This window comes from Photorhabdus kleinii (assembly GCF_025384885.1).
In the GTDB taxonomy this organism is placed as follows: Bacteria; Pseudomonadota; Gammaproteobacteria; order Enterobacterales; family Enterobacteriaceae; genus Photorhabdus; species Photorhabdus kayaii.
Genome location: NZ_JAJAFY010000047.1, coordinates 24,111 through 36,543 on the forward strand (window position 1 = coordinate 24,111; position 12,433 = coordinate 36,543).

Below are 12,433 nucleotides of genomic sequence, written 5' to 3' on the forward strand. Positions count from 1 at the left end.
CAGTAAGTCAGGTAACGGGAATAATGAGTGCCACTACCGAGCCGATGCCAATGGTGAAACAACAATTAGATGACAGCAGTATAAAAGCCCATTACCAATATATTTTACGCCGCCGTATTGTGATGATGGTCTTCATCGTGCTGATTATTGGTGTTTCACTGGTATTAGATTTTACGATAGGTCCATCAGGTTTATCTTTGTCATCTCTCTGGCAGACTTTAGTATCGCCAGAGAGTGTGGATGCGGGTACACGGGTAATTGTTTGGGATATCCGTTTACCCTATGCCCTGATGGCGGTAGTGATTGGCCTGTCCCTCGGGCTGGCTGGCGCGGAAATGCAGACGATCTTAAATAACCCATTAGCCAGTCCCTCTACTTTAGGGGTTGCCCAAGCGGCTGCATTTGGTGCTGCGTTGGCGATTGTATCTGGTATTGGTATTCCAGGCGTGCCTGATCAATGGTTCATTTCTGCGAATGCTTTTATTTTCGCCTTGTTGGCCGCATTGGTGCTGGATACGATTACTCGTTGGACACGAGTTGCTACGTCTGGGGTCGTATTATTTGGCATTGCATTAGTCTTTACCTTTGAAGCATTGGTTTCCATGATGCAGTTTATTGCAACGGAAGATACCCTTCAGGGGCTGGTACTTTGGACAATGGGTAGCCTTGCCAGAGCAACCTGGATAAAACTGGGTGTTATGTTGTTGGTGTTTGCCGCCGTTTTTCCTATTTCAATGATGAATTCTTGGAAGCTGACAGCGCTGCGCTTGGGTGAAGATCGTGCAATCAGTTTTGGTATTGATGTTCGTCGTCTGCGCCTAGGGACATTATTGCGTATCAGTGTTCTTGCCGCTTTAGCAGTTGCATTTGTTGGGCCAATTGCCTTTATCGGTTTAATTGCGCCACATATTGCCCGCATGATGTTTGGTGAAGATCATCGTTTCTATTTGCCAGCCAGTGCCTTGATTGGTGCACTGGTGCTGTCTATGGCGTCCATCGCCTCGAAAAACTTGATCCCGGGTGTTGTTATTCCGGTTGGGATCGTTACTGCGTTAGTTGGGGTTCCATTCTTCCTTAGCATAATCTTACGTAATAGGGCGAATATATGAATCCGGGATTAACCATTAACAATTTTTTTGCAGGTTATCCGAAACATTCGGTTATTGAAAATCTGAATGTTGCTCCGTTGCCTCGTGGGAAAATTACAGTATTGTTGGGGCCAAATGGTAGCGGCAAATCAACACTTTTGCGTTCTTTGGCTGGTTTAAATCGTGCAAGAGGCCAGCTTTGGCTTGATGGTCAAGATTTGATGAAGATGAGTTTTGTCCAGCGATCGGAAAATGTGGTTTATTTACCACAAAGCTTACCTGCTGGTGTTCATTTGCATGTACTGGAGTCGATTATCGTTGCTCAACGGGCATCCGGAGGGCGTCATTCTGAAACCAGCGAAGAAGAAGTGATGTTGCTGTTACGTCAGTTGGGGATTGAGCACCTGGCGTTATGTTATTTAGATCAGTTATCTGGCGGTCAAAAACAATTAGTCGGATTGGCACAATCGTTAATTCGTAAACCAGCATTATTATTATTAGATGAACCACTTAGTGCGCTGGATTTAAATTATCAATATCACGTAATGGCGTTGGTGGCACAAGAAACTTATCAGCGGAATATTATTACTGTGGTTGTTGTGCATGATATTAATATCGCTTTGCGTCATGGTGACCATGTATTAATGTTGCAAAAAGGGCATTTAATTGCCGAGGGAACTCCTGAGCAGGTTATTACGCCAGATAGTCTGGCACAGGTTTATGGTGTCAAAGGCAGAATTGAACGTTGTTCTCAGGGTATTCCTCAGGTATTAGTTGATGGATTGGTTTCAAAGGTAGTGAGTGAAAATTCATTTTAACTTATTGTTTAAACTATATTTTTAATAAAGCGTAGGCGCAGAATGCGCACAAAAATCAGAACGTGCATTGTCGTATATGAGGAGTGGTTTATTTACCTTGTATTACTGTGTATTTAAAAGCTAAGCCATATTTGAAAGCTACAGCTTTTGTCTGGTTAATGCTGAGATTCATTCTTTACTGTGAAGAATAGTAAATGGAATAAGTTAATAAGATGGATTGTTGTAATTAATAAAAAATATTGTCTTATGTCTTATAGCAATAAGATATAAGAAAAATAATAAAACTACACAGAGGTAAATATTTTATCCTCGTTATTTGAGCACATGTTGATTATCCATTTTTATAGATAAATAAAGTGTAATTATATCTCTTGGAGAATCGGGAATGGGTGTTTTTAATCAAAGAAAAATCGCGTTAGGTATTATTGCTGCAATCTCATCTGGCTCAGTTTTTGCGGCTAGTAGCAGTAATGACACTATTCTTGTCACTACGGCAGCTGGTTTTCAACAGAAAATTGAAGATGCGCCAGCGTCTATTTCTGTGGTGAGCCGTGAACAATTGGAAACTAAGGCTTATCGTGATGTGACTGATGCACTGAAAGATGTGCCAGGTGTCGTTGTTACAGGTGGTGCTAGCAGTAGTGACATCAGTATTCGCGGTATGGCGTCTCAATATACAATGATTCTGGTTGATGGTAAGCGTGTTGATACCCGTGGTACTCGTCCAAACCGTGATAATTCGGGGATTGAACAGGGGTGGTTGCCGCCATTGGCCGCGATAGAACGTATCGAGGTTGTTCGTGGTCCTATGTCTTCTCTTTATGGTTCTGATGCGATGGGAGGGGTGATTAACATCATTACCCGTAAGGCACAGAAAGAGTGGAAAACCAGCTTCCGCGCTGATGGCACTTTGCAGGAGCGTTCTAAATCAGGTAATAGTCATCAGAGTAGTGTGTATACTTCAGGTCCAATTATTGATGGATTATTAGGGCTGAAAGTGAGCGGCCTGTATTCTCACCGTAATGAAGATAAATTTATCGGTGGGTTTAACAAACAGGAAATGCGTAATGGTTCAGCCACTTTCTCTTTCACTCCCGATGAGCAGAATACTTTTGATTTTGAAGCGGGACGTTATGAGCAAGATCGTGATTCTACTGTAGGGAAAACAAAGACAAGTAGTTGGCGATCTCCAGGTAATAGTGAAAGTCGATATAAAAGAAATAATTACTCTATCACCCATAATGGCGTTTACGATTTTGGAACGTCGACAACGTACTTCCAGCGTGATGAATCACGTAATCCTGGTCGTGATATGAAATATTACGATAATTTGTTCAATACTCATACAGTGTTTATGTTGGATGATCATTCATTGAGTATAGGTGGTCAGTATCGTTATGAAGATTTACGCGATGAAGGGAATCAATTAGCTTCTGCTAAAAATATCAATAAGCTGAACCGTTGGAGTTGGGCGTTATTTGCTGAAGATGAATGGCAAATGACCAATGACTTTGCTCTGACCGGTGGTATCCGCATGGATAAAGACGAAAATTTCGGTGACCATTGGACTCCACGTTTGTACGGTGTATGGCATGTTGATGAGCAATGGACGATTAAAGGAGGCGTTTCTACAGGATATCGTTCACCAGAATTACGTCAGGCAGCATCTAATTGGGGGCAGATTACGGGTGGCGGTGGTGATCCAGCGATTATCGTCGGTAATCCGGATTTGAAACCGGAGAAGAGCTTCAATCAGGAAATTGGTGTTATCTGGAACAATCGGGATAACTTTAATGTCGGTTTAACAATATTCAACACTGAATTTAAAGATAAAATTACTGAATTACGTCGTTGTACCGATCCAAGTGGTAAATCTCAGGGTAAATGTGTTATTGATGGCACTGCTTATAAATTTATCAGTGACCGTGTGAACATTGATAAAGCCAATATGCGTGGTGTAGAAGCGACGATGAACTGGGATATTGTTGATAACTGGGTATTGGCTGCAAACTATACGTATACTGATTCTGAGCAAAAGAGCGGTAACTTCAAAGGGAAGCCTTTGAATAAGATGCCTAAACATATGGTGAATGCAACCTTAAACTGGCAGGTTTTACCAGAAATGCAAACTTGGGCGCGTGTTAACTACCGTGGCAAAACGTCGAATTATTTATCACGTACCTCTATGGGGACAGGAACACCGTCTTATACCTTTGTGGATATCGGTGTCAGCTATTATCTGGCTGAAGGTTTACGTTTGGTAGGGGGGGTATATAATGTGTTTGAAAAACAAGTGACTGAAGACACCCATGATATAGTATTGGATGGTCGTCGTTATAACATTGGTATTAATTACGACTTTTGATAATGCGTTCTAACTAACTGTTTTATAATTCTCCTTGTTTGTCGCTGACAAGGAGGATTTTTGTTTTTTGCTTATACCTGTAAAACTGAATAGAAATCCGTTTTGTGTTGTGTTAAAACTTAGCCATATCAAAGAAATGTATATGACACCGTCAAATTCCATAGCGTCATCAATGAGTGTGGTAAAAAATAATGAACTTTTAGTGTGGTGAGTATTGCTATTTCAGGTCTTCAAGTGCAGAATTCGCCCACTAGAGAATAACTGATGCGTTTATATGCGTCGGTTATTTTTTTTGCTTTGACTTATTTTTTACTATACCAGAGGCCGGACTCTGAGCCGGATAGATAATTGGCCCACGATCAACCGCAATGAGAATCGGTTGCCGTAATGAGGAACGCTAATATGGAGCAATTATTTCCTTTCGCACTTGTGCCAATTGGCACATGCTGCTGCATCGATGACTATGGAGCATTGAGCTCTGCATATAATCCAGCCTCTAATTCTACTGCCTATAGGCAGAAGCGAAGTCTTCCCAGTAACTATCGATTAAGTAGTGTCATAACACGAATCGGAGTTATGGGAGGTTTTGCTCATGACTCATAATACTGTAATCACACTAGGCACTAACCAGACTGGTGCTAACAATCGTGTTCAGCTCAGAAAAACACTGACCTTGGTTCAGGTAGTGATGATGGGTCTTGCTTATCTGCAACCTATGACTATCTTTGATACTTTCGGTATTGTTTCTGGTTTGACTAACGGTCACGTAGCGACATCCTACGCTATTGCTTTGATCGCAATTCTGTTTACCGCCGTGAGCTACGGGAAGTTGGTAAAACGTTTCCCTTCTGCTGGATCTGCATATACTTATGCACAAAAATCCATTAGTCCGCATGTTGGCTTTATGGTGGGTTGGTCATCGCTATTGGACTATATGTTCATGCCGATGATTAATATCTTGTTAGCGAAAATTTATCTTCAGGCCATTTTTCCTAGCGTAGATCCGTGGATCTTCGTTGTGGGTTTTGCATTACTGATGACAGCCTTTAACCTGCGTGGCATTAACGTTGTTGCTAATCTCAACACGGCTATTGTTATTGTTCAGGTGGCCATTATGGTCGTATTTGTGGGTTTACTGATCCACGGTGTGTACAACGGGGAAGGAGTAGGAACTTTATGGAATGCGAAACCATTCGTTTCTGAAGATGCCCATTTGATCCCAATGATTACTGGGGCGACGATTTTGTGCTTCTCATTTCTAGGGTTTGATGGCATTAGTTCGTTGTCCGAAGAGACTCCGAATGCTGGTAAGGTGATTCCGAAAGCGATTTTCCTGACAGTATTAATCGGTGGTGTTATCTTCATTGCGGTTTCTTATTTCTTGCAGCTCTATTTTCCGGATATTTCTCGGTTCAAGAACCCGGATGAATCTCAGCCAGAAATTATGCTGTATGTAGCAGGTACCCTGTTCCAATCCATTATTTTGGTGTTCTCTTGTGTCACTGTTTTGGCTTCTGGTATGGCGGCTCACGCGGGGGTTTCCCGTTTGCTCTATGTTATGGGGCGCGATGGTGTATTTCCTGAGAAAATATTTGGCTATGTTCATCCAAAATGGCGGACTCCGATAATCAACGTATTGTTGGTAGGCACCATAGGGTTATCTGCGATTACCTTTGATCTGGTTACTGCAACAGCTCTGATTAACTTTGGTGCGTTGATAGCGTTCACCTTTGTAAACTTATCAGTCATTTCTCAATTCTATATCCGTGAACGTCGTAACCGTACATTAAAAGATATCATTAATTTCTTGATATTACCTGTGATAGGTGCTTGTACTGTTAGCGTACTATGGATGAATCTGGAGCAAAGTTCTATGGAATTGGGGCTAACTTGGGGAGCAATTGGTCTGGTTTATATGGTATTCCTGACCCGTCGCTTCCGTCAGCCGATGCCTCAATGCTCTGAAATGGTTTAATATTTAGCAAAAGAATAATGGCGCCGAATTTGGCGCCATTATTTTTACTATGTTGCTAATTTTACCGTAATAGTTAAGGAAAAGGAGCTTAAGAAAAAAAACAGCGAGGTCGCTTACAGATAAGAAAAATTTCAACGGTAAGCGAAGAAAAACAATCTATGCTCTGAGAGGTAATTGTATATTAAGGAAGAGACTATGAATGATGCAAAGACCTCTCAAAATCAGCAACTCATTACTACCCTGACCAATATTGTCGGTAAATCTCATATCCTGACTGCTCCCCATAAAACTGAACGTTATCGTAAAGGCTTTCGCTCCGGCCAGGGAGATGCTTTAGCCGTTGTATTTCCCGGCTCGCTGGTGGAACAGTGGCGTGTGTTTAAGGCCTGCGTTGAAGCAGATAAAATCATTTTAATGCAGGCGGCCAACACGGGTATAACTGAAGGTTCTACCCCGAATGGTAAGGATTACGATCGTGATATAGTCATTATTAGCACGCTGCGCATGAATAAAATTCAGATTTTAAAACAGTGTAATCAGGTAGTTGCATTACCTGGCAGTACATTATGGCAACTTGAACGGGCGCTCAAGCCGCTGGGACGTGAACCACATTCAGTTATCGGTTCTTCCTGTATTGGCGCTTCTGTGATTGGGGGCATCTGTAATAACTCAGGAGGTTCTTTAGTTCATCGTGGGCCGGCTTATACCGAAATGGCATTATATGGACGTGTTAATGAGTGTGGTAAGCCAGAATTAATTAATCATCTGGGTATCTATTTGGGAGAAACACCAGAAGAGATTCTCTCTTGTCTGGAAGAACAGCGTTACAGTGATCAGGATGTAGAACAGGGTCAGCGTAAAGCATCTGATCATGAATATGCCCAACGAGTACGTGACGTAGATGCTGATACTCCATCTCGTTTTAATTCTGACGAGCGCCGTTTATTTGAAGCTTCAGGTTGTGCGGGTAAGTTGGTTGTGTTTGCTGTCCGGCTCGATACTTTTCCGGCAGAACCTTTGTCTCAAGTATTTTATATCGGTACCAACCAAACTGGCGTATTGACGGAATTGCGTCGTCATATATTAGCAAATTTTCATAATTTACCGGTGGCGGGTGAATATATGCACCGGGATATTTTCGATATTGCGGAAACTTACGGTAAAGATACTTTCATCATGATTGATAAGCTTGGCACGGATAAGATGCCGGCTTATTTTACTTTGAAAGGGAGAATGGACGCTATTTTCAACCGAATTTCATTTTTACCTGTCAATCTTATCGATCGCATTATGCAGGGGTTAAGTCGTTTACTTTCCTCTCACTTGCCTAAGCGTTTGAAAGAATATCGTAATCGTTTTGAGCACCATTTGATATTAAAAATGTCAGGTGATGGGATTGAAGAGGCCAGAAGCTGGTTGGAAGAATATTTTAGCCGGGTGGAAGGGGATTTCTTTGCTTGTACGCCGGAGGAGGGTGCTAAAGCGTTCTTGCATCGTTTTTCCGCTGGTGGTTCAGCGATCCGTTATCAAGCGGTGCATAGTAACGAAGTAGAGAATATCCTGTCACTTGATATCGCTTTGCGCCGCAATGATCGTGAATGGTTTGAACAATTACCCCCAGAGTTTGATGATGTATTGGTACACAAACTTTATTGCGGGCATTTTATGTGCTACGTGTTTCATCAGGATTACATTGTGAAAAAAGGGGTGGACATACAGGCATTGAAAGAAAGAATGATAGAGCTGCTTGATAAACGAGGAGCGGAATATCCCGCAGAGCATAATGTGGGTCATCTATATCAGGCTAAACTTCAACTTAAGGCTTTTTATCGGATGACTGATCCCACTAACACTCTCAATCCCGGAATTGGGAAAACATCCAAGTTGAAAAATTGGGGTGAAAGATCTTAATGTCAATATTCTCAGTAGTTACAACGTCATGTTGGCACTAGGAAAGTTTAAATCTGTAAAGATTGATGAGAGAGTTATCCTGTCAGAAAGGCGAGTATATATGACTCGCCGTTTTATATTTACCTACTGTCTGTTTAATTATCCGACCAGTTTTGCCGCATACTCCATGAGTGCTTTAAGTTGACGGCATTTTTCTTCGTTGCCTTGATATTCAGTGAAGAGTTGTTCAATTATAAAGAAATATTCACTCAGCTTATCTTGAGTTAATACATCTTGACGATAACGTAACCAGTGTTGTTGTTCATCGTAAGTTAGAGTAGCAGGGTAGTTTCTGGCTCTATAGCGGAATAACAGTGTTTTAATACGTGGGTCCTGAAAAGTCAGATCGAGCGCAGGTAAATTCTGAGGTAATGTCTCACGGATAATATTCATTGCTGCTTTATCGGCACTGCTAAAAAAACCATCATACAGCTTAGCGTCAATATTATCAGATTCAGGGAAAGGTTCTGCCTCTGCAAATAGTTCTACAACTTTTTCTCTAATTTGTGGATTATTTCGCAGAATAGCCAGATTTCTTTCACAATGATCACGATCTAATCCGATACGTTCAGCGTCTTCTGTTCGCAAAGTATTATCGGGGGCGACTATTGGACACTTATTAATATGAACCAGTTTTATTGGGACTGGTGGTTGATCTGGCTGTAATTCATCATGGCGGGTATATAGACGTTCACGCAATATATCTGCATCCAATTCCAGTAATGGTGAAATATCTCCGGCTAAATCGCACATAATAACCGCATTCTGATTTACCGGATGCCAGGCAAGAGGTGCAACCAAACTGAGGTTGCTGCGAGCAGCGCCAAACATCCCGGAAACATGAACCAGCGGTTTCATTTGGGGAATATCGATGAGGGCGCTAATTTTCTGCTTATTTCTTAACTGAAAGAAATAATTGAACATCCTTGGCTGTACTTCTTTGAGTAATTTTGCCATTGCGATTGTGGCATAGACATCGGACATCGCATCGTGAGCATGTGAATGTTCAACGCCATTTGCCTTAGTCAGATGTTCTAGCTTAAAGCTAGGTAGACCATCTTCATTCTTTGGCCAGACAATACCTTCGGGACGCAAGGCATAACAGGCACGTAATACATCAAGTAAATCCCAACGGGAATTACCTTTTTGCCAACTATAAGCGTACGGATCATAAAAATTGCGGTAAAAAATATTACGGCTGACTTCATCATCAAATCGAATATTGTTATAACCGAGGATACAACTGTTCGGTACACTGAATACATTATGAATCTGGCGGGCAAATTCTGCTTCATTGACCCCTTTTTCTAAGGTAATTTGCGGAGTAATACCTGTAATCATGACAGCTTCTGGTTGTGGCAGATAATCATCAGCAGGTGAACAGTAAATAACTAATGGCTCTTCAATAATATTGAAATCCATATCAGTACGAACACCAGCAAATTGAGCCGGTCTGTCTAAGGCCGGATGTTGACCAAAAGTTTCGTAGTCGTGGATGTAGAAAGTGGGTTGTTCGCTGCTATTTTTCATTGTTGTTCAATGTCCAATGAGGTTAGTTAATTATTTGTTTTTTTCTGCTTTTTAGAGAGGGGAATGATATTTTGTCCAGAAATGTAGGTAATCATTGCTTACTATCTTAGAGAATCCATGTGATTGCAATATTATATCCATATTTTCCTACTTTCTGCGCCACGATAGGATGTCAGTTATTAACATTTTTGGGGCTTGGAATAAATTATTGTATGTTTTTAGAACATTTATCCTTGACAATATTGATCTGCCTACTGCAGTATGCATTAAAGTATTGAAATGATAAATGAGGTGAATATGTAAAATTTAATTTATTTAACGGTTAAAGGTCAAAACCAAGGGTTAATTTCTGCGGGTTGTGGCAGAAGAGACTCAATAGGTATCAAAGCGCAAAATGGGCACGAAGATCAGATCTTCGTCTATAGTCTGCAACATCTTATGACTCGCAAACAAAATGTTTCACATTATCCGGTAATTATCACTAAACCTATTGATAAAGCTTCTCCTTTATTAGCAAAAAGCTTGGATGATAACGAAAGGTTAGAGTATTTTCTTGAATCTTACCGTACCAGTGAAAATGGTGGACTTGAGCTTTACTATACAATTCGTCTCGGGCAAGCGTATATTGTTAGTTTAAAATCAGACCACCCGCATTCATTAACCAGTAATCATATGATGCCACAGGAAATTCTTTCAATGGTATATACTAATATTACTTGGAATAATGTAGCTTGTTCAACAGGTGCCTATAGCATTTGGGATGAAAGGGTTTTTTAATGGACGGGGCTAAAGAAATCGCTGGAAAAATGGTTGCAACAATTGACGATGACAGTAGCTGGCTTACTGGGTTTGCCGAAGGGGTATTAGATATTCCTGTGGATTTTTATTATGTTGGTTACGATTATCTTGATACTGAGTATAGATGGGATAATGAAAATGACAAATATCGCTTTGTTGGATTGATAAAGTCGGAAGCTATTACGCTTAATAATCTTGAAAGGATTATTCAGATTATTTTTGAGGATTACTTAGGTAAACTTAGTGAAGAGCAAAAGCAACGATTAATCGAAACGAAAGTTGGGAAAATATTTGGAGGTATGATTTCGAAATATGTCATATTTAGGGGGAGCCTTGGTGCTTTTTTTGGCGCAAAATGGTTCACTAAACTTGGAGGATCTGTAACATTTACTGCGACCTTGGGGGTTGGGGCGTCAGTATCCAGAGCGATCTATACTTCTAGGGAATTAGCTCAAACAAACCCGAATTTATATATGTTGTTAAGGCGAGAGGGTAACCTGGATTTACTTTATTTTTTGGTTGAGAGTAAAATGGAGCCATATGTCAGAGCATTGGAAGCGTATGACGAAAATCGAGGTTTATTTAATGAAATATTTGATGAATTCTCTGTAGGGTTAGATAAATGAAGATAATAAGCATATTGATGAACACCGTGGTGCATATAGTGCAGGCGGTAATTGGGACTCTGTGTGTATTTTCAGTCATGGGGTTAGTTTACTTTACACTGATGTCAACGTTGGAGAATCGATATCAATATGCGATAGTTGCGAGTACATGCTTGGCGTTTTCTGTTCTTTTTTACTATATAACAGAAAAAATAAAAGAAAAATTTAGACTGTTTCATTAGATTCTGATTTATATATGAGGTATATTTTGGAGTTTATCCTATATAAGAATTATATGATTTCTTTATTAGGTTAAAATACGTCATTATATATGAAGTTAATGTGAGAAAGTGGCTTTTTTTGGTTGAGAGTAAAATGGAGTCATATGTCAGAGCGTTAGAGGCGTATGAAGAAGATCGCAGTTTATTTAATGCGATATTTAATGAATTCTCCGCAGGACTGGATAAATGCTGATGGCGATAATAAGTATATTGATGAAAATAGTGATGCATATACCCTATGGATTTCAAGATGCATCGCGACGGCAAGGGAGCGAATCCCCGGGAGCATAGAGAACTATGTGACCGGGGTGAGTGAGTGCAGCCAACAAAGAGGCAACTTGAAAGATAACGGGTATATAACTCAAGGGATAATTGGTGGGGTAGGTGTATTTTCAGTTATGGGATTAGTTTATTTTACACTAATGTCAACATTGGAAAATCGATATCAGTATGCGATAATTGCAGGTACATGCTTGGCGTTTTCTGCTTTTATTTTCTATATATTAGGGGGTGTTATTATTTACTATCTTACATCAGGTCAGCACTTTTACCAGCTAATTACAAATGTATTCATCAGTGAATAAGATATAAAACAGAATAAACTGATATGCAGTACCTTGGTAATTTCCAAGGTACTAAAGTAAAAGGATATAATCTCCTGTTATATCTGGTTTTTTAAGGATAATTAATTTCTTGAAAATGCTCATTAATAGATTCAATATATTGATCATTTAAACCAGTTTCATATTGAATTCTTTCAAGTAAATTTATTCTATTAACACTATAAAATGGTTTGATGGAAATCCCATTTTTTGGATGAGTTATTTTTATAATTGGAATTCTTGTTCTACGTGCATGGCCAAAAGAGATTTCGTAACCATCCAAATCAAAAGGAATTTTTTTCATCACTAACCTAATCATCGTTATGTTTTTCGTCAATTTTAATTATGTTTCAGTAATAAGGAATTTTTTATTTTATTATTAAGATGAATATCACAAATATAGTGATTTTTGAAAGGTGTT

At 40.0% G+C, this 12,433-nt stretch carries 10 protein-coding genes; 8 read left to right on the top strand and 2 right to left on the bottom strand.

Features of this window, described 5'->3' with window-relative positions; genetic code table 11:
- Positions 1 to 23: 23 nt before the first annotated feature.
- The 5 genes from LG003_RS18245 to dld all read left to right on the top strand — a co-directional run bounded on the left by LG003_RS18245 (position 24) and on the right by dld (position 8,157).
- Positions 24 to 1,109 carry a FecCD family ABC transporter permease gene (locus LG003_RS18245; RefSeq protein WP_112878509.1) on the top strand — a complete coding sequence of 362 codons (1,086 nt, stop codon included), beginning with the start codon at positions 24 to 26 and terminating at the stop codon, positions 1,107 to 1,109.
- Complete coding sequence (locus LG003_RS18250; RefSeq protein WP_112878508.1) at positions 1,106 to 1,906, top strand: ABC transporter ATP-binding protein; 801 nt, start codon at positions 1,106 to 1,108, stop codon at positions 1,904 to 1,906. Before LG003_RS18245 ends, LG003_RS18250 begins: the two co-directional genes overlap by 4 nt.
- A 385-nt stretch (positions 1,907 to 2,291) precedes the next feature.
- Positions 2,292 to 4,271: a ligand-gated channel protein gene (locus LG003_RS18255; protein WP_112878507.1), complete on the top strand. Its 1,980-nt coding sequence runs from the start codon at positions 2,292 to 2,294 to the stop codon at positions 4,269 to 4,271.
- A gap of 592 nt (positions 4,272 to 4,863) precedes the next feature.
- Positions 4,864 to 6,246, top strand: coding sequence for an APC family permease (locus LG003_RS18265; RefSeq protein WP_112878505.1), 1,383 nt, complete (start codon positions 4,864 to 4,866; stop codon positions 6,244 to 6,246).
- Between the two features lie 195 nt (positions 6,247 to 6,441).
- The gene (gene dld, locus LG003_RS18270) at positions 6,442 to 8,157 is read left to right on the top strand and encodes a D-lactate dehydrogenase (RefSeq protein ID WP_262981333.1); all 1,716 of its coding nucleotides are present in this window, start codon (positions 6,442 to 6,444) and stop codon (positions 8,155 to 8,157) included.
- 138 nt (positions 8,158 to 8,295) lie between these two features.
- Here dld and sbcB read toward each other — a convergent pair whose 3' ends face one another.
- Positions 8,296 to 9,726, bottom strand: a complete 1,431-nt coding sequence (gene sbcB, locus LG003_RS18275; protein WP_112878503.1) for an exodeoxyribonuclease I — start codon at positions 9,724 to 9,726, stop codon at positions 8,296 to 8,298.
- A 309-nt stretch (positions 9,727 to 10,035) separates the two neighbouring features.
- Here sbcB and LG003_RS18280 point away from each other — a divergent pair, with 309 nt between their 5' ends.
- From LG003_RS18280 to LG003_RS18290, 3 genes are all read left to right on the top strand, one after another.
- On the top strand, positions 10,036 to 10,503 hold the full coding sequence (locus LG003_RS18280; RefSeq protein ID WP_240000793.1) for an Hcp family type VI secretion system effector: 468 nt from the start codon (positions 10,036 to 10,038) through the stop codon (positions 10,501 to 10,503).
- Positions 10,503 to 11,150 (top strand): hypothetical protein, encoded by a 648-nt coding sequence (locus LG003_RS18285; protein WP_112878502.1) that lies wholly within the window; start codon positions 10,503 to 10,505, stop codon positions 11,148 to 11,150. Before LG003_RS18280 ends, LG003_RS18285 begins: the two co-directional genes overlap by 1 nt.
- A 421-nt stretch (positions 11,151 to 11,571) precedes the next feature.
- Positions 11,572 to 11,994, top strand: a complete 423-nt coding sequence (locus tag LG003_RS18290) for a hypothetical protein (RefSeq protein WP_262981334.1) — start codon at positions 11,572 to 11,574, stop codon at positions 11,992 to 11,994.
- Between the two features lie 91 nt (positions 11,995 to 12,085).
- On the opposite strand, the gene LG003_RS18295 is transcribed toward LG003_RS18290, so the two are convergent.
- Positions 12,086 to 12,316, bottom strand: a complete 231-nt coding sequence (locus LG003_RS18295; protein WP_112878500.1) for a hypothetical protein — start codon at positions 12,314 to 12,316, stop codon at positions 12,086 to 12,088.
- Positions 12,317 to 12,433: the final 117 nt, after the last annotated feature.